18 protein-coding genes and 1 riboswitch are annotated in these 18392 nt (G+C 70.5%); of the genes, 13 read left to right on the top strand and 5 right to left on the bottom strand.

Annotation, left to right across the window (positions count from 1 at the left end):
* Positions 1-68 precede the first annotated feature (68 nt).
* Both AC07AW_RS01240 and AC07AW_RS01235 read left to right on the top strand, forming a co-directional pair.
* Positions 69-284, top strand: coding sequence for an EF-hand domain-containing protein (locus AC07AW_RS01240; protein ID WP_478813459.1), 216 nt, complete (start codon positions 69-71; stop codon positions 282-284).
* 38 nt (positions 285-322) lie between these two features.
* On the top strand, positions 323-610 hold the full coding sequence (locus AC07AW_RS01235; protein ID WP_478813458.1) for a hypothetical protein: 288 nt from the start codon (positions 323-325) through the stop codon (positions 608-610).
* Positions 611-665: 55 nt separating this feature from the next.
* Here AC07AW_RS01235 and AC07AW_RS01230 read toward each other — a convergent pair whose 3' ends face one another.
* From AC07AW_RS01230 to gcvT, 4 genes are all read right to left on the bottom strand, one after another.
* Entirely contained in the window at positions 666-2036 is a 1371-nt protein-coding gene (locus AC07AW_RS01230) for an L-serine ammonia-lyase (protein WP_478813457.1), read from the bottom strand.
* Between the two features lie 139 nt (positions 2037-2175).
* Complete coding sequence (gene glyA / locus AC07AW_RS01225) at positions 2176-3444, bottom strand: serine hydroxymethyltransferase (RefSeq protein WP_086826357.1); 1269 nt, start codon at positions 3442-3444, stop codon at positions 2176-2178.
* Between the two features lie 20 nt (positions 3445-3464).
* Positions 3465-3845: a glycine cleavage system protein GcvH gene (gene gcvH / locus AC07AW_RS01220; RefSeq protein ID WP_478813456.1), complete on the bottom strand. Its 381-nt coding sequence runs from the start codon at positions 3843-3845 to the stop codon at positions 3465-3467.
* 77 nt (positions 3846-3922) lie between these two features.
* A complete protein-coding gene (gcvT, locus tag AC07AW_RS01215; RefSeq protein WP_478813455.1) occupies positions 3923-5056 on the bottom strand; it encodes a glycine cleavage system aminomethyltransferase GcvT in 1134 nt (377 codons plus the stop codon).
* A gap of 187 nt (positions 5057-5243) precedes the next feature.
* A riboswitch (glycine riboswitch) is annotated at positions 5244-5343 on the bottom strand.
* A 160-nt stretch (positions 5344-5503) separates the two neighbouring features.
* Here gcvT and AC07AW_RS01210 point away from each other — a divergent pair.
* From AC07AW_RS01210 to AC07AW_RS01160, 11 genes are all read left to right on the top strand, one after another.
* Positions 5504-6163: an AAA family ATPase gene (locus AC07AW_RS01210; protein ID WP_478813454.1), complete on the top strand. Its 660-nt coding sequence runs from the start codon at positions 5504-5506 to the stop codon at positions 6161-6163.
* Between the two features lie 164 nt (positions 6164-6327).
* The gene (locus AC07AW_RS01205; RefSeq protein ID WP_478813453.1) at positions 6328-7068 is read left to right on the top strand and encodes an enhanced serine sensitivity protein SseB; all 741 of its coding nucleotides are present in this window, start codon (positions 6328-6330) and stop codon (positions 7066-7068) included.
* 78 nt (positions 7069-7146) lie between these two features.
* Positions 7147-7938 carry an enhanced serine sensitivity protein SseB C-terminal domain-containing protein gene (locus AC07AW_RS01200; RefSeq protein ID WP_478813452.1) on the top strand — a complete coding sequence of 264 codons (792 nt, stop codon included), beginning with the start codon at positions 7147-7149 and terminating at the stop codon, positions 7936-7938.
* Positions 7939-8300: 362 nt separating this feature from the next.
* Positions 8301-9329, top strand: coding sequence for an ABC transporter permease (locus AC07AW_RS01195; RefSeq protein ID WP_478813451.1), 1029 nt, complete (start codon positions 8301-8303; stop codon positions 9327-9329).
* A 110-nt stretch (positions 9330-9439) separates the two neighbouring features.
* Positions 9440-11203 carry an ABC transporter substrate-binding protein gene (locus AC07AW_RS01190; protein WP_478813450.1) on the top strand — a complete coding sequence of 588 codons (1764 nt, stop codon included), beginning with the start codon at positions 9440-9442 and terminating at the stop codon, positions 11201-11203.
* A gap of 114 nt (positions 11204-11317) precedes the next feature.
* Positions 11318-12316: an ABC transporter permease gene (locus AC07AW_RS01185; RefSeq protein WP_478813449.1), complete on the top strand. Its 999-nt coding sequence runs from the start codon at positions 11318-11320 to the stop codon at positions 12314-12316.
* Entirely contained in the window at positions 12313-13419 is a 1107-nt protein-coding gene (locus AC07AW_RS01180) for an ABC transporter ATP-binding protein (protein ID WP_478813448.1), read from the top strand. The genes AC07AW_RS01185 and AC07AW_RS01180 overlap by 4 nt, the downstream gene beginning before the upstream one ends.
* Positions 13416-14534: an ABC transporter ATP-binding protein gene (locus AC07AW_RS01175; protein ID WP_478813447.1), complete on the top strand. Its 1119-nt coding sequence runs from the start codon at positions 13416-13418 to the stop codon at positions 14532-14534. Before AC07AW_RS01180 ends, AC07AW_RS01175 begins: the two co-directional genes overlap by 4 nt.
* A 343-nt stretch (positions 14535-14877) precedes the next feature.
* Complete coding sequence (locus AC07AW_RS01170; protein WP_478813446.1) at positions 14878-15555, top strand: trimeric intracellular cation channel family protein; 678 nt, start codon at positions 14878-14880, stop codon at positions 15553-15555.
* Positions 15556-15579: 24 nt separating this feature from the next.
* Positions 15580-16428, top strand: a complete 849-nt coding sequence (locus AC07AW_RS01165; RefSeq protein ID WP_478813445.1) for a thioesterase family protein — start codon at positions 15580-15582, stop codon at positions 16426-16428.
* 130 nt (positions 16429-16558) lie between these two features.
* Positions 16559-17722 (top strand): cysteine desulfurase family protein, encoded by a 1164-nt coding sequence (locus AC07AW_RS01160; protein WP_478813444.1) that lies wholly within the window; start codon positions 16559-16561, stop codon positions 17720-17722.
* On the opposite strand, the gene AC07AW_RS01155 is transcribed toward AC07AW_RS01160, so the two are convergent.
* A complete protein-coding gene (locus AC07AW_RS01155; RefSeq protein ID WP_478814363.1) occupies positions 17715-18386 on the bottom strand; it encodes an N-acetylmuramoyl-L-alanine amidase in 672 nt (223 codons plus the stop codon). The two genes, AC07AW_RS01160 and AC07AW_RS01155, sit on opposite strands and share 8 nt — an antisense overlap.
* Positions 18387-18392: the final 6 nt, after the last annotated feature.

Genomic DNA, 18392 nt, shown 5'->3' with positions numbered 1-18392 from the left:
ATCATCCGGCAGGAGGCGGCCAGCTAATCTGGCCCCCGTCAGACAAGCACCAAGAAGGGGCGGACGCAGTGGCGGACATCGACTCGGCACGCACGGCATTCAACAAGTTCGACGTGGACGGCGACGGCTTCATCACCGCCGTCGAGTACAAGCACGTCATGGCGCAGCTGGGCGACTTCAACGTCACCGAGTCGGTCGCCGAGGCGCTCATCAAGCAGCGCGACGACAACGGCGACGGCGTGCTGTCCTGGGACGAGTTCTGGGCGCACTACAGCAAGGCCTGAGCCAGGGCCTGAGGCGAGGCCTCATCCACCGGGCCCCGGTGGGCGCAGCAACCCCGTGTTGCCGCCCGCCAGGGGCCCGGTGGCGTTTCCCGCGGACCTGCCGGCGGCGGCGTGAGGGGCGTGCGGCCCCGCTGGGCGGCTCCGGCGGCGGCGAGAGCGAGCAGGCCGGCCCTGGCCCCGCCTACTACGCGAACAGCTCCTACGGCTCGTACGCCGACTGCCAGGCCGCGGGGAAGGCCGGCTACCGGATCTGGGGCCCGATCTACTCCTGCGAGCCCTTCAGCGCCGACCGCCAGGACATCATCGTCCTCTGGGTCCGCGCCTGACGCGAACGGCCGGCCCCGGGGATCCCGGGGCCGGCCGGCCGTGTGCGTGAACGGTTCAGCACTCGATGATGTTCACCGCGAGACCGCCGCGCGCGGTCTCCTTGTACTTGACGCTCATGTCGGCGCCCGTCTCCTTCATGGTCTTGATGACCTTGTCGAGGGAGACCAGGTGGCTGCCGTCGCCGCGCATCGACATCTTCGCCGCCGTGACGGCCTTGACCGCCGCCATGCCGTTCCGCTCGATGCACGGGATCTGCACCAGACCGCCGACCGGGTCGCAGGTCAGGCCCAGGTTGTGCTCCATGCCGATCTCGGCCGCGTTCTCCACCTGCTCCGGGGAGCCGCCGAGGACCTCGGCGAGCGCGCCGGCCGCCATCGAGCAGGCCGAGCCGACCTCGCCCTGGCAGCCGACCTCGGCGCCGGAGATCGAGGCGTTCTCCTTGAACAGCATGCCGACCGCGCCCGCGGCGAGCATGAAGCGGACGATGCCGTCGTCGTCGGCACCCGGCACGAAGTTCATGTAGTAGTGCAGGACCGCCGGGATGATGCCCGCTGCGCCGTTCGTCGGGGCGGTGACCACCCGGCCGCCCGCCGCGTTCTCCTCGTTCACGGCCATCGCGTAGAGCGTGATCCACTCCATCGCGTGCGCGGCCGGGTCGCCCTCGGAGCGCAGCTTGCGGGCCGAGGTCGCGGCACGGCGGCGGACCTTCAGGCCGCCGGGCAGGATGCCCTCGCGGGACATGCCGCGCGAGACGCAGGCCTGCATGACCCGCCAGATCTCCAGGAGACCCGTGCGGATCTCCTCCTCGGTGCGCCAGGCCTTCTCGTTCTCCAGCATCAGGGAGGAGATCGAGAGGCCGGTCTCCTTGGTGAGGCGGAGCAGCTCGTCGCCGGTGCGGAAGGGGTACTTCAGGACGGTGTCGTCCGGGATGATCGGGTTCTCGCCGGCGACCGCGTCCTCGTCCACGACGAAGCCGCCGCCGACGGAGTAGTACGTCTTCTCCAGGACGAGCCCGCCCTCGGCGTCGTACGCGAAGACCGTCATGCCGTTGGCGTGGTACGGGAGGGCCTTGCGCCGGTGCAGGATCAGGTCGGCGTCGAAGTCGAAGGGGATCTCGTGCGCGCCGAGCAGGTTGATCTTCCCGCTCGCCTTGATCCGCTCGAACTCGTCGTCGGCGGTCTCGACGTTCACCGTGCGCGGCGAGTTGCCCTCCAGGCCCAGGAGCACGGCCTTCGGGGTGCCGTGGCCGTGGCCGGTGGCGCCGAGGGATCCGTACAGCTCCGCTCGTATCTTCGCCGTGTGGGCGAGCAGGCCCTCGTTCTTCAGACGGCGGGCGAACATCCGGGCAGCCCTCATGGGGCCCACCGTGTGGGAGCTCGACGGACCGATGCCGATCGAGAACAGGTCGAAGACCGAGATGGCCACGGGAGGACTCCTTGTGGGGGGCTAGACGCCGTTGTCTGCCGGGGTGGAGCAGAAAGGCTGAGCAAGGGGGCGGGGCACCACGCTCACTGTCCAGTGTGCGTGGTGCCCCGGAGCTTCGTACTAACAAAAGGGTACGAAATTACTTCAGGCCGGGGTACAGCGGGTGCTTGTCCGCCAGCGCGGTCACCCGGGCCTTGAGGGCGGCGGCCTTGTCGGCGTCGAAGCCCGGCTTCAGGGTCTCCGCGATGACGTCGGCGACCTCGGCGAAGTCCTCGGCCTGGAAGCCGCGGGTCGCGAGCGCCGGCGTGCCGATGCGCAGACCGGAGGTGACCATCGGCGGGCGCGGGTCGTTCGGAACGGCGTTCCGGTTGACCGTGATGCCGACCTCGTGGAGACGGTCCTCCGCCTGCTGGCCGTCGAGCTCGGAGTTGCGCAGGTCCACCAGGACCAGGTGCACGTCCGTACCGCCGGACAGGACGGAGACACCGTGGGCGGTGACGTCGTCCTGGACCAGGCGCTCGGCCAGCGCGCGGGCGCCGTCCAGCGTGCGCTGCTGGCGCTCCTTGAACTCCTCCGAGGCCGCGACCTTGAAGGAGACGGCCTTGGCCGCGATCACGTGCTCCAGCGGGCCGCCCTGGAAACCGGGGAAGACCGAGGAGTTCAGCTTCTTCGCGAACTCCTTCTTCGCCAGGATGATGCCGCCGCGCGGGCCGCCGAGCGTCTTGTGCGTGGTGGAGGTCACCACGTCCGCGTACTCGACCGGGTTCGGGTGCAGACCGGCGGCGACCAGGCCCGCGAAGTGGGCCATGTCGACCCACAGGTAGGCCTCGACCTCGTCGGCGATCCGGCGGAACTCGGCGAAGTCCAGCTGGCGCGGGTAGGCGGACCAGCCCGCGATGATCACCTTCGGGCGGTGCTCCTTGGCGAGGCGCTCGACCTCGGCCATGTCGACCAGACCGGCCTCGTCCACGTGGTACGCGACCACGTTGAACTGCTTGCCGGAGAAGTTCAGGCGCATGCCGTGGGTGAGGTGGCCGCCGTGGGCCAGGTCCAGACCCAGGATCGTGTCGCCGGGCTGGGCGATCGCGAAGAGGGCGGCCTGGTTCGCGGAGGCGCCGGAGTGCGGCTGGACGTTGGCGTACTCGGCGCCGAACAGGTCCTTGATCCGGTCGATCGCGATCTGCTCGGCCACGTCGACGTGCTCGCAGCCGCCGTAGTAGCGGCGGCCCGGGTAGCCCTCGGCGTACTTGTTGGTGAGGACGGAGCCCTGGGCCTCCATGACCGCGACCGGAGCGAAGTTCTCCGAGGCGATCATCTCGAGGGTGGACTGCTGACGGAGGAGCTCGGCGTCGACGGCGGCGGCGACGTCGGGGTCCAGCTCGTGGAGGGGAGTGTTCAGAAGCGACATGAATCGATCCCTAGGGGGTCTCAGTTCCCGGCGGTGAGCTCGGTGTACTGGTCGGTGGAGAGCAGGGCCTTGGGCTCCTCGGTGATCCGGACCTTGAACAGCCAGCCACCCTCGAACGGAGCGGTGTTCACCAGGGACGGGTCGTCCACGACGTCCTGGTTGGCCTCGACGATCTCACCGGTGACGGGGGAGTACAGGTCGCTGACGGACTTGGTCGACTCCAGTTCGCCACAGGTCTCGCCCTCGGTGACGGTGTCACCGACCGCCGGGAGCTGGGCGTACACGACGTCACCGAGCGCGTTGGCCGCGAACTCCGTGATGCCGACCGTCGCGACACCGTCGACGGCCTCCGACAGCCACTCGTGCTCCTTGGTGTAGCTCAGCTGCTGGGGGTTGCTCATGACGTGATTCTCCTGGATCGAGGGGGTGCTGATGTACGCGGGTCTTGCGGGGTGAGACGCAGAGTGAGACGACTTCGTCACTTCTGGCGCTTGTAGAACGGCAGCGCCACGACCTCGTAGGGCTCGTGGGTGCCGCGGATGTCCACACCGACGCCCGGCGTGCCGGGCGTGGCGTGGGCCGCGTCGACGTACGCCATCGCGATCGGCTTTCCGAGGGTCGGGGACGGCGCACCGGAGGTGACCTCGCCGATGACCACGCCGTCCTTGACGACCTCGAAGCCGGCGCGCGGGACCCGGCGGCCCTCGGCGACCAGACCGACGAGCTTGCGCGGCGGGGCGGTCTCGGCGCGCTCGGCGGCCTTCTCCAGCGCCTCGCGGCCGACGAAGCGGCCCTCGTTGGTGGTCTTCTCGAACTTCACGACCCGGCCGAGGCCGGCGTCGAAGGGGGTGAGGGCGGTCGTCAGCTCGTGGCCGTACAGCGGCATGCCCGCCTCCAGGCGGAGCGTGTCACGGCAGGACAGGCCGCAGGGGATGAGGCCGACGCCCTCGCCCGCCTCGGTCAGCGCCTTCCACACGCCCTCGGCGTGCTCGGGCTTCAGGAACAGCTCGAAGCCGTCCTCGCCGGTGTAGCCGGTGCGGGCGATCAGCGCGGGGACGCCCGCGACCGTGCCGGGCAGGCCGGCGTAGTACTTCAGACCGTCCAGGTCGGCGTCGGTGAGCGACTTCAGGATGCCGGGGGACTCCGGGCCCTGGACCGCGATCAGCGCGTACGCGTCACGGTCGTCGCGCACCTCGGCGTCAAAACCCCCGTGAGCTGCAGCGCGGGCGACCAGGGCGTCCAGGACGATCTGGGCGTTGGAGGCGTTGGCGACGACCATGTACTCCGTCTCGCCGAGGCGGTAGACGATCAGGTCGTCGAGGATGCCGCCGTCCTCCTGGCAGATCATCGTGTAGCGGGCGCGGCCGTTGCCCACGGTCGAGATGTTGCCGACGAGGGCGTGGTCGAGGAGCTCCACGGCCTGCGGGCCCGTGACGGTGATCTCGCCCATGTGGGAGAGGTCGAAGAGACCGGCCTTGGTGCGGACGGCGTTGTGCTCGTCGCGCTCGCTGCCGTACCGCAGCGGCATGTCCCAGCCGGCGAAGTCGGTCATGGTCGCGCCCAGCGAACGATGCAGGGCATCGAGGGCGGTCAGACGGGGGGCAGTGCTCATGGGGTGGCTCCCGGGTCCCAAGGGCGTGATCGGTGACGAAAACACATGACGGGCGAGGACGTCCTCCCCATCTGTCATGGAACCTGAGAGGTTCACCGAGGGCATCTCGTCACCGAGGGATCGGCACCGAGAGATCGGCTTGCACCTTGGGTGGGGACACGCATGGTGTCCCGCTTTTCAGATCTGCCTCATCCACGCGGTACGGGGCCTGAGAGATTCAAGGGAGGGTCTTGCTCCTTCGGCGCCCGGACGCGCTCGGCGGTCCGGAACTCTCCCGCGCGGATTCGAGCGGCCGGTATGCGATTGTGCGGCGACTGTGCGCGCCTGGCGCGCACATCATCGCACGCGGTTTCGGCGGGGCAAATCGCTTGTGTCGTATTACCGATTCTTTACACTTCGTGGGCAAGGGTCTCCCAAGGTCTCCTGAGACCCGACAGGGGGAGAGCGATGAGGATCCAGCACACCGGTGCATACGCGACGAGCACCGGCATACCGTCCCAGCGGGCCCGCGCCCGGAGCCGCGGCCGAGGCCGCCTCCTGCGGGACCTGCGCGAGCGCGGCGGCCGCGGCCCCCGCGCCCTCACCTACGCCGCCGGCGACCTCGTCGTCGTCTCCGGGCTGCCCGGCAGCGGCAAGTCCACCCTGATGAAGCGCGCCGCCGAGGGCAGCGGCATCGACTCCCAGGACGCCCGCGAGCGCTGGGAGGCCCGCATGCCCCGCCTCCTCCCGTACGCCGTCTACCGACCCCTGGTCCGGATCGCGCACTACGCCGGACTGCGCCGCGCCCTGCGCTCCGGCGCGAGCCTGATCGTCCACGACTGCGGCACCCAGTCCTGGGTGCGCGGCTGGCTCGCCCGCGAGGCGAGACGGCGCGGCCGCGCCCTGCACCTGGTCCTCCTCGACGTCACCCCGGACACCGCGCGGGCCGGTCAGGAGGCCCGGGGCCGGGGCGTCTCCACGTACGCCTTCGCGCGGCACCGGCGGGCCGTCGGCCGTCTCCTGCGGGCCGCCGAGTCCGGCAGCCTCCCGCACGGCTGCGCCTCGGCGACCCTCCTCGACCGGGACGCCGCCGACTCCCTCCGCAGGATCGGCTTCCGGGCGGCCTGACGGAGGCCGCACACCGGGGCAGGCGGCCCGAGGCGTCCCGCCCCGTCCCGGGACGGGGCGGGACGCCCGTACCCTTCCCTTTTGGCCACGGCGGTGCCGGGGCGGCGTTAGGGTGCTGCCGGGCGGCCGGTGCGGCAGGCCGTGCGAGAAGGGGAAACGCGACCGTGGACGTGACGTGGCCGGGCAACGAGCTCGAAGAGGTCCTTGCCGCCTCACTCGGCAACCCCGAGGCGGGAGCCCGACTGGTCGAGGTACTGGGCCGCAGCCCGGTCTGGGTGCCCCTGCCCAACGGCGGCGGCCCCGAGAGCGAGAGCCTCGACCTCGCCACCATGGAGATCGAGGGCGCGGCCTTCGTGCCCGTCTTCAGCTCCGAGCAGCAGTTCCTCGCCTGCGTCGGCGACCACATGTCCTTCACCGTCGCCCCCGCCCGTGACTTCGCCCGCGGACTGCCCCCGCAGCTCGGCATCGCCGTGAACCCGGGCGGCACCGTCGGCGTCCCGCTGCCCCCGCCCGCCGTCGCCGAGCTCTGCCGCGCCGGCCGCACCCCGCTGGACGGCCCCGCCGCCGGCGGCCGCGTCCGGCTCTTCGAGCCCGACTGGCAGGACGACCCGGTCGACTTCCTCACCGCCGCCTCCGCCGAGTTCGAGGCCACCGGAGTCGTCGTCACCGCCCGCCGCGCCCTCGCGAGCGTCGAGGGCACCGAACCGGCCCTCTTCATCGGCGTCCAGCTGGGCGGCTGGGACGGCGTCGACCGCAACGCCCCCCTGGACGCCCTCGGCCGCGCCCTCGGCCGGGTCGAGGTCGCCTGGCCGGTCAACCTCATCCTGCTCGACATGGCGCAGGACCCGGTCGGCGACTGGATGCTGGAGCGGGTTCGCCCCTTCTACCAGCGCGCCGCCGTGTGAGCGGCCCCCTGTTTAAGCTGAACTGACTCGATCGCTGGACAGACGTACGTGGTGGACGGAAGAGGGGCGGGACCCAGGGTGAGCGCGTCAGGCACCGCTTCGGCCGGGACGGTCGAGCACATGCTGCGCCAGGTGGCACCCGGACGCTACGACGCGTACGAGCAGTTGCTGCACGCCCTCGCCGACGGCGAGCTCTGGATGCTGCTCTGGCAGGGCGCCCCCGGCTCGCCCGACGCCCAGTACGGGAACATGGAGGTCGACGGCTTCGGCTACGCGCCCTGCGTGACCTCCCCACAGGAGCTCGCCGCCTCCGGCTGGAACCGCGCCCACGAGCTCGTCACCGGCCGAGAGATCGCCCGCGCCCTCTACCCCGACCGCTGGGGCGTCTGGCTCAATCCGCACGCCCCCGGCGGCGGCGTCGGCATCCCCTGGGCCGACCTGCGCCGGATCGCCACCGGTCTCGACCGGATGCCCGCCGGGCCGCTGCGCGTCACCGAGCCCGCCCTGGAGATCCCGCAGTTCTACGCCCTGCTCACGCAGAACGCGCACCGCACCCCGGCCGTCCGGTCGCTGCGCCGCGGCTGGGTGCAGCCCGCGCTCGGCTCCCCGTACCTCGCCATCGGTCTCGACCTGTACGACACGTCCGCGGCGACCGTGGACACGGTCCGCTCGATGATGCGCCAGTCGATCGGCTCCGTGCCCGACGGACTGCCCGTCTCCACGGTCGCCCTCTCCGACGCGTACGACCCGGTGGCCCTCTGGCTGCGGGCGAACGCGCGCCCCTTCTACGACCGCGAAGCCCATGCCGGACGCGGCTCCGCCGCCGTACCGGGGTACGGATACCCGCCGCCGGCGCAGTCCGGATACTGAGACGTCCCTCGTGTCCCACTTGTCGGCAAAGGCCTCCGGAGTCCGCTCCGGAGGCCTTCGTTCACCCCAATTCGACAGCTCACGACACTAGTTGAGTGACATGTCCGATTCCGGGCAAGAGGGACCCGGTTGGTCCGCTCACGTGATCACGACGTCCGGATAACGGAAGTTGCAGCACCGCATCACGTTTGAGCAAACATTCACCTTCAGGTCTGGCGGGTGATCGCAAGCGCATTGAAGACTCCCCGGAACACAGGACGTTCGACTCCTTTCGAGCCGATGTCCAGCAGGTTGTTCCACCGAGCCGCTACCCGCGGCGGGCAAGGGCCGGCTACCGGCGGCCGAGAGGGGTCCTCACCACGATGACGGCACCACTGCACGAGACGAGTGCGGGCGAGGCGACCGCCACCGTCGACGGCGCGCCCGACGCTCCCGGCACTCCGGACAACTCCGGCGCCACCGGCAAGGCGATCGAGGGGCGCTCGCCCTGGAAGATCGCCTGGACCCGCCTCAAGCGCGACAAGCTGGCCCTCGCGGGCGCCTTCGTCGTCGTCTTCCTGATCCTCGTCGCGATCTTCGCGCCGGTCATCGTCGGCCTCCTGGGCCACCCGCCGGACGAGTTCCACGAGGACCAGATCGACCCGCTGTTCGGCACGCCGATCGGGTCCTGGGGCGGCGCGAGCAAGGACTTCCTGTTCGGCGTCGAGCCGGTCAACGGCCGCGACGTCTTCAGCCGGATCGTCTACGGCGCCCGGATCTCGCTGCTCGTCGCCTTCCTGGCGGCGGTCTTCGCGGTCTTCCTCGGCACCGTCCTCGGCATCATCGCGGGCTACTTCGGCGGCTGGATCGACGCGGCCCTCAGCCGGGTCATGGACGTCATGCTCGCCTTCCCGCAGCTGCTCTTCACGATCGCCCTGGTCTCGGTGCTGCCCAACCAGTTCCTCGGCCTGGACGGATCGGGCGTGCGCATCGCCGCGCTCGTCCTGGTGATCGGCTTCTTCGGCTGGCCGTACGTCGGCCGCATCGTCCGAGGCCAGACCCTCTCGCTGCGCAACCGCGAGTACGTCGAGGCCGCGCAGAGCCTGGGCGCCGGCCGCTTCTACATCCTGCGGCGCGAGCTGCTGCCCAACCTGATCGCCCCGATCATGGTCTACGCGACCCTCATGATCCCCACCAACATCCTCACCGAAGCGGCGCTCAGCTTCCTCGGCGCGGGTGTGAAGCCTCCCACCGCTTCCTGGGGCCAGATGCTGTCGACGGCCATCACCACCTACGAGTCGGACCCCCTGTTCATGGTGATCCCCGGCCTCGCGATCTTCATCACCGTCCTGGCGTTCAACCTCTTCGGCGACGGCGTGCGTGACGCGCTCGACCCGAAGGGATCCCGCTGACCGTTCGCCGACGACACGCAAGACCCGCCCCTGCCGCAGGCGACAGGAGGCCCATCCCCAATCGGCGGACCGCCGTAACGGCCGCCACTATCCCGGAGGTTGCTGGACCCATGCTGAAGAGCTCTCAGCGCAGAATCGCCGCGGGCGCGCTGCTTGCCGCGGCCACGATGGTCGTCACCACCGCCTGTGGCGGCGGCAACGGCGACGGTGGCGGCAACGGCAAGGCCGGCGCCGCCGGCTTCAACGCCGCCGTGAACAAGGTCGCCAACGCCTCCGACAAGAAGGGCGGCGAGCTGAAGTTCATCGGCTCGCAGGAGGCCGACTCGTGGGACCCGCAGCGCGGTTACTACGGCTTCGTGTGGGACTTCCAGCGCTACTACACGCGTCAGCTCGTCTCCTTCAAGTCCGAGCCGGGCGCCGCCTCCACCGAGCTGGTCCCGGACCTCGCCACCGACTCCGGCAAGGTCTCGGCCGACGGCCTCACCTACACGTTCACGCTGAAGGACGGCGTGAAGTGGGAGGACGGCAAGCCGATCACCTCCAAGGACATCAAGTACGGCATCGAGCGCATCTGGGCCCAGGACGTCATCTCCGGCGGCCCGATCTACCTCCAGCAGGTCCTCGACCCCAAGGGCGCGTACAAGGGCCCGTACAAGGACACGACCGCGGACAAGCTCGGCCTGAGCGCGATCGAGACCCCGGACGACAAGACCATCATCTTCAAGCTGCCGGTCGCCAACGGTGACTTCCTGCAGATGCTGGCCATGCCCGCCGCCTCCCCGGTCCGCCAGGACAAGGACACCAAGGCCAAGTACGGCCTGAACGTGTTCTCCTCCGGCCCGTACAAGTGGCAGTCGTACACGCCGAACAAGTCCATGAAGCTGGTGCGCAACACCAACTGGGACGCCAAGACGGACACCATCCGCAAGGCGCTCCCGGACAGCATCAGCGTCACGTTCACCACGAACGCCGACGACATGGACAACCGTCTCATCGAGGGCGAGTACGACCTCGACATCAACGCGACGGGCATCGGTGCCGCCGCCCGCCAGAAGGCGCTCCAGCAGCACAAGGAGAACGTCGACAACCCGCAGACGGGCTTCATCCGCTACGCGGTCTTCCCGCAGACGGTCATCGACAACGTCGAGTGCCGCAAGGCGATCATCTACGCGGCCGACTCCAAGTCCCTCCAGACCGCCCGTGGTGGCCCGCAGGCCGGTGGCGACATCGCCTCCAACATGCTGCCGCCGGCGATCAAGGGTGCCGACCCGAAGGCCGACCCGTACGGCAAGCTCGGTGGCACCGCGGACCTGGCCAAGGCCAAGGACGCGCTGAAGAAGTGCGGCAAGCCGAACGGCTTCAAGACCACGATCGCGGTCCGCAACAACAAGAAGATCGAGATCGCGACCGCCGAGTCCCTCCAGCAGTCGCTGAAGGCCGTCGGCATCGACGCCCAGATCGACCAGTTCGACGGCGCCCAGACCTCCGGCATCATCGGTTCGCCGAAGGTGGTCAAGGAGAAGGGCTACGGCATCATCATCATGGGCTGGGGCGCCGACTTCCCGACCGGTCAGGGCTTCCTCCAGCCGCTGGTCGACGGCCGCTTCATCCTGCAGAGCGGTAACAACAACTTCTCCGAGCTGAACGACAAGGCCATCAACGGCCTGTTCGACCAGGCGCTGAAGGAGACCGACCCGGCCAAGGCCGGCGAGCTCTACAAGCAGATCAACACGAAGGTGTCGGAGGCCGCGGTCTACCTGCCCTTCACCCACGAGAAGAACATCATCTGGCGCAGCTCCCGGCTGACCAACGTCTACACGGCGGACGCCTACAACGGCCGCTACGACTACGCGTCGCTCGGCGTCGTCAAGTAATCCGACCCGCTTCACCGGCGCACCACCCGCCGCCAGGTCCGAAGGGCAGGTGATGGCCGTGGGCGGCGGCCGGGGAACCCGATCGGGTTCCCCGGCCGCCGACCGGCCGACCGCATGCTTGCATACATAATCCGACGGCTCTTCGCAGTCGTCGTGATGCTGCTCGTCGTCACGCTCGTGACGCTCAGCATCTTCTTCCTCATCCCCAAGATGACCGGCAGCGACCCTGCCGCGATGTTCGTCGGCAAGCAGGCGGATCCGGCTTCCATCGAGGCCATCCGGCAGAAGCTGGGCCTGGACGAGCCGATCCTGGTGCAGTTCTGGCACTTCGTCTCCGGCATCTTCGTCGGCCGGGACTACACCGGCGGCGGCGACACCATCCACTGCGCCGCGCCCTGCTTCGGCTACTCGTTCCGTACCGAGCAGGACGTGTCGACGATGCTGGTCGACGCCTTCCCCATCACCCTGTCGATGGTCCTCGGCGCCGCCGCGCTGTGGCTGGTCCTGGGCGTCTCGACCGGTGTCATCTCCGCGCTCAAGCGGGGCACGGTCGTCGACCGCACCGCGATGATCACCGCGCTCGCCGGTGTCTCGCTCCCCATCTTCTTCACGGGCATGCTGTCGTTGCTCGTCTTCCGCACGCAGCTGCACTGGCTCAACGCCTCGTACACGCCGATCACCGAGTCCTTCGGCGGCTGGTTCGGCGGTCTCCTGCTTCCCTGGGTGACGCTGGCCTTCCTGTACGCGGCGATGTACGCGCGGCTCACCCGCGCCACCATGCTGGAGGTCCTGGGCGAGGACTACATCCGCACCGCCCGGGCCAAGGGCCTGCCCGAGCCGGTCGTGCTCGGCAAGCACGCCATGCGCTCCACCATGACCCCCATCCTGACCATCTTCGGCATGGACCTCGGCGCCCTCGTCGGCGGCGCGATCCTGACCGAGACCACGTTCAACCTGCAGGGCCTCGGCTGGATGGCCATCAAGGGAGTCAGCGAGCGCGACCTGCCGCTGATCCTGGCCGTCACGCTCATCACGGCGACCTGCGTGGTCATCGCCAACCTCGTGGTGGACCTTCTGTACGCGGTGATCGACCCCCGAGTGAGGCTCGCATGACGGACAAGCTGACGAAGACGGGCGCGGCGGTCGGAGAGCCCGTCGACACCGGGAAGTCCGCCCCCTCCGAGGCCTTCCTCGACGTACGCGACCTGAAGATCCACTTCCCGACCGACGACGGTCTGGTCAAGTCGGTCGACGGTCTCAGCTTCCAGCTGGAGAAGGGCAAGACCCTCGGCATCGTGGGCGAGTCAGGCTCCGGCAAGTCGGTCACCTCGCTCGGCATCATGGGCCTGCACACCGTCGGCCAGTACGGCCGGCAGAAGGCCCGCATCTCCGGCGAGATCTGGCTGAACGGGCGCGAGCTGCTCTCCGCGGACCCCGAAGAGGTCCGCAAGATGCGCGGCCGCGAGATGGCGATGATCTTCCAGGACCCGCTGTCCGCGATGCACCCGTACTACTCCGTCGGCAACCAGATCGTGGAGGCGTACCGCATCCACAACGACGTCGACAAGAAGACGGCGAAGAAGCGGGCCGTCGAACTCCTCGACCGGGTCGGCATCCCCGAGCCCGCCAAGCGGTTCGACAACTACCCGCACGAGTTCTCCGGCGGTATGCGCCAGCGCGCGATGATCGCCATGGCGCTCGTCAACAACCCCGAGCTCCTCATCGCGGACGAGCCCACCACGGCGCTCGACGTCACCGTGCAGGCCCAGATCCTGGACCTCATGCGGGACCTCCAGAAGGAGTTCGGCTCCGCGGTCGTCATCATCACGCACGACCTGGGCGTCGTCGCCGAGCTCGCCGACGACATCCTCGTGATGTACGGCGGCCGGTGCGTCGAGCGCGGCCCCGCCGAGTCCGTCTTCTACGAGCCGCAGCACCCCTACACCTGGGGCCTGCTCGGCTCGATGCCGCGGATCGACCGCGAGCAGACCGAGCGGCTCATCCCGGTCAAGGGCAACCCGCCCAGCCTCATCAACGTCCCGAGCGGCTGCGCCTTCAATCCCCGCTGCCCGTACTCGGACGTCCCCAAGGGCGGCATCACGCGCACCCAGCGCCCCGAGCTGGCCCTGGCCGGCGAGCGCCACTACTCGGCCTGTCACATGCCGCAGGAGGAGCGCACCCGCATCTGGACCGAAGAGATTGCGCCGAAGCTGTGAGCGACAACAAGAGCACTGAGCCCCTGCTCAAGGTCACCGGCCTGCAGAAGCACTTCCCCATCCGGAAGGGCCTGCTCCAGCGCCAGACCGGTGCGGTCAAGGCGGTCGACGGCCTCGACTTCGAGGTCTACCCCGGTGAGACCCTCGGCGTCGTCGGCGAGTCCGGCTGCGGCAAGTCCACGATGGGCCGGCTCATCACCCGGCTCCTCGAACCGACCGGCGGGAAGATCGAGTTCCAGGGCACGGACATCTCGCACCTCGGCGTGTCGGGCATGCGTCCGCTGCGCCGGGACGTCCAGATGATCTTCCAGGACCCGTACGGCTCGCTGAACCCGCGCCACACGGTCGGCTCGATCGTCTCGGCTCCCTTCCGGCTCCAGGGCGTCGAGCCCGAGGGCGGCGTGAAGAAGGAGGTCCAGCGCCTGCTCGGCCTGGTCGGCCTCAACCCCGAGCACTACAACCGCTACCCGCACGAGTTCTCCGGCGGCCAGCGCCAGCGCATCGGCATCGCCCGCGCGCTGGCCCTGAAGCCGAAGCTCGTCGTCGCGGACGAGCCGGTCTCGGCCCTGGACGTCTCCATCCAGGCGCAGGTGGTCAACCTCCTGGACGACCTCCAGGACGAGCTCGGCCTCACCTACGTGTTCATCGCGCACGACCTCTCGGTCGTCCGGCACGTCTCGGACCGCATCGCGGTGATGTACCTCGGCAAGATCGTCGAGCTCGCGGACCGCAAGTCCCTGTACGAGGCACCGATGCACCCGTACACCCGGGCCCTGATGTCCGCGGTGCCGGTCCCGGACCCGCGCCGCAAGGGCGCGAAGAGCGACCGCATCCTGCTGAAGGGCGACGTCCCGTCGCCGATCGCCCCGCCGGCGGGCTGCCGCTTCCACACCCGCTGCTGGAAGGCCACGGACCTGTGCAAGACCCAGGAGCCCCCGCTCCTGGAACTCCGCCCGGGCCAGCGGGTGGCCTGCCACCACCCGGAGAACGCGGAGGCGGTGACGATCCCGGCGGCCCGCGAATCGGTGGACGTCACGATCACGAAGAAGCCGGAACCGGAGAAGCCGACGGCTTCGGAGGCCCCGGAGCCGGAGGACGCAGCGTCCGAGGAGTGACCCTCCCGTTGTGGGCAGTCGTTCCGCTGGGGCGGAACGGGTGGGCACAACGGACGGCGCCCCTGCCGGCGCCCGAGGCTTCCGCGCCTGAACCCGCACCCCGTGCACAGCGCACTGGTGGTGCGGGTTCAGGCGCATAAGGCGGAGGCGCCGCTGAAGGCGCCGGCCCGTGTGCCCACCCTCCCCCAAGCTCTCGGCTTCGCTCGAGCAGGGGGGACCCCCCATCGCCCTGCGGGACGATTGTCCACACGGCGGTGGGCGCCGCCCACACGGGCGGCGGGGCGCGGCCCGCACGGGCGCGGGCGCGCGCCGGGCACCCGCGGACAACCGGGACAATGGCCCCGTGCTCCACGAACTGTTCACCCCCTCCGTTCAACACGCCCTCGACCTCGTCGGCATCTTCGTCTTCGCCATCTCCGGCGCCCTCCTCGCCGTCCGCAAGAACTTCGACGTCTTCGGCATCGCCGTCCTCGCCGAGGTCACGGCCCTCGGCGGCGGTCTCTTCCGCGACCTGGTCATCGGCGCCGTACCGCCCGCCGCCTTCACCGATCTCGGCTACTTCCTGATGCCGCTGATCGCGACGGCCTTCGTCTACTTCCTCCACCCGGAGGTCGAGCGCACCCAGACCGCGGTGAACGTCTTCGACGCGGCCGGCCTGGGCCTCTTCTGCGTGACCGGTACGACCAAGGCGTACGACTACGGGCTCGGCCTCACCTCCTCCGCCGCGCTCGGCCTCGCCACGGCCGTGGGCGGCGGTGTGCTGCGCGACGTCCTGGCCAACGAGGTGCCGTCGCTGCTGCGCTGGGACCGTGACCTGTACGCCGTCCCGGCGATCGTGGGCGCGACGATGGTCGTGCTCTGCATCCGGTTCGACGTGCTCAACGCGTTCACGAGCGGTGCCGCCGCCCTCACCGCCTTCGTGCTCCGGCTGCTGGCCATGCGCTACCACTGGCGCGCGCCCCGCGCCTGGAACCGCCGCTCGTCCGCGACCGAGGAGCCCGAAAAAGCTACCGCTCAGTAGCTACCCTGCGGTACGGTCGGAACCATGAGCACGAGCACCGAGACGGCCACCGCGGCGTACGAGTTCGACCGCGACACCGCCGTCACCCTCCGGGAACCCGGCGTCTACGACGCCGACCTCTCCGCCGGCTGGACGATCATCCACGCCGTCAACGGCGGCTACCTCCTCGCGCTGCTCGGCCGCGCCCTCGGCGACCACCTTCCGCACCCGGACCCGTTCACGATCTCGGCGCACTACCTCACGCCGTCCGTGCCGGGCCCCGCGGTGATCCGGACGGAGGCCGTCCGCACCGGCCGGACCCTCTCCACCGGTCAGGCCTCGCTCTTCCAGTACGCCGAGGACGGCACCGAGGTCGAGCGCATCCGGGTGCTCGCCTCCTACGGCGACCTCGACGCCCTCCCGGACGACGTCCGCACCGCGGCGACGCCCCCGGCGATGGCGGCGATCGAGAACTGCTTCAGCGCGGCGGACAACCCGGCCCCGAGGATCCCCGGCTCCTCCGCGATCGCGGACCGCCTCGACCTCCGCCTCGACCCGGCCTGCGTGGGCTGGGCGGTCGGCGCGCCCTCGGGCAGGGGTGAGATGCGCGCGTGGTTCGGTCTGGCCGACGGCCGCGAGCCCGACGCGCTGTCCCTCCTGCTCGCGGTCGACGCCCTGCCGCCGACCTCCTTCGAGCTGGGCCTCAAGGGCTGGACCCCGACCGTGGAGCTCACCACGCACGTCCGCTGCCGCCCGGCGCCCGGCCCGCTGAGGGTCTCGATCACCACGCGGAACCTGGCCGGCGGCTTCCTGGAGGAGGACGCCGAGGTCTGGGACAGCGCGAACCGCCTGGTGGCCCAGTCCCGCCAACTGGCCCGCGCCCCGCGCGACTGAACCGCGCGGCTGAACCGCCCGACTGAACCGCGCGGCTGAACCTCCCCGCGGCTGAGAACAGTCGTAGGCGCCCGGCCGGAACAGGCCGGGCGCCTACCCCGCGTACCCGGGCTCGTAGAATCGACCCACCATGGCTTACCTCGACCACGCCGCGACCACGCCCATGCTCCCCGAGGCGATCGAGGCGATGACCGCCCAGCTCGCCGTCACGGGCAACGCCTCCTCCCTGCACGCCGCCGGACGGCGCGCCCGGCGGACCGTCGAGGAGGGGCGCGAGACGCTCGCCGCCGCGCTCGGCGCGCGGCCGAGCGAGGTCGTCTTCACCTCCGGCGGCACGGAGGCCGACAACCTCGCCGTGAAGGGCCTGTACTGGGCCCGCCGCGACGCCGACCCCCGCCGCACCCGCGTCCTGGCCAGCCCGGTCGAGCACCACGCCGTCCTCGACGCCGTCGACTGGCTCGCCACGCACGAGGGCGCCACCGTCGAGTACCTCCCCGTCGACGCCCAGGGCCGCGTCCACCCCGACGCCCTGCGCGAGGCGATCGCCCGTGACCCCGAATCCGTCGCCCTGGCCACCGTCATGTGGGCGAACAACGAGATCGGCACCATCATGCCGGTCCGTGAACTCGCCGACGTCGCGACCGAGTTCGGCGTCCCGCTGCACGCCGACGCCGTCCAGGCCGTGGGTCAGGTCCCGGTCGACTTCGCCGCCTCCGGCCTCGCCGCGATGACCGTCTCCGGCCACAAGATCGGCGGCCCCTACGGCATCGGCGCCCTCCTCCTGGGCCGCGAGCACACCCCCGTACCCGTCCTGCACGGCGGCGGGCAGGAGCGGCACGTCCGCTCCGGCACCCTCGACGTGCCGGCCGTCGCCGCCTTCGCCGTCGCCGCCCGGCTCGCCGCCGAGCGGCAGGAGGAGTTCGCCCGCGAGGTCGGCGCCCTGCGCGACGAACTCGTCACCGCCGTCCGGGCGCTCGTGCCCGACGCGATCCTCGGCGGCGACCCCGTCGACCGGCTCCCCGCCAACGCGCACTTCACCTTCCCCGGCTGCGAGGGCGACTCCCTGCTCCTGCTGCTCGACGCGGCCGGCATCGCCTGCTCCACCGGCTCCGCGTGCACCGCCGGCATCGCCCAGCCCAGCCACGTCCTGCTCGCCACCGGCACCGACCCGGACCTGGCCCGCGGCACCCTGCGCTTCTCGCTCGGCCACACCTCCACCAAGGAGGACGTGGCGGCGGTCGCCGGGGCGATCGGCCCGGCCGTCGAGCGGGCCAGGACCGCCGGCCTCAGCTGAGCCTCGCGCGGGCCTTCCGCACCAGGCCCATGTACCGGTCCCAGTCCCAGTGCGGACCGGGATCGGTGTGGTCGGTGCCCTCGACCTCGACGTGCCCGATGATGTGCTCCCGGTCCACGGGTATCCCGTACCGGGCGCATATGTCGGCCGTGAGCCGCGCCGAACCCTCGTACATCGCCGCCGTGAAGTCCTGCGGCCGGTCGACGAAGCCCTCGTGCTCGATGCCGATGCTCCGCTCGTTCATGTCGCGGTTCCCGGCGTGGAAGGCCACGTCGAGCTCCCGGATCATCTGCGCCACATGGCCGTCCTTGCGGACCACGTAGTGCGCGGCGGCCCCGTGCGCCGGGTCCTTGAAGACCTTCAGGGCGGAGGCGTAGCTGCCCTGGACGACATGGATCACGACCCGGTCGATCGTGTAGTCGTCCGGCCGGTCGGCCCGCCGCCAGTTCGCCCGCGCCGCCGACGTCCACTCGGCGCCCTTGTGGTCCAGCTCTCCCTCGACCCGCTTCTTCTCCATTCCCGGCAGTCGCCACCACAGGCGCCCCAGCTCGTCCCTGGCCAGCGCGACCGTGCCCACCGCGGCGGCCGCGCCGCCGATCAGGACGGCCCGCCGCCCCACCCGCCGGTCCGCCCCGCTCCCCGTGCCCTTCGACTTGCTCCCCATGCCGGG

The sequence above is a fragment of the Streptomyces sp. NPDC044003 genome, from assembly GCF_056435185.1.
Note: the sequence above shows the minus strand (reverse complement) of the source record. Positions and strands in the feature narration are given on the sequence as shown.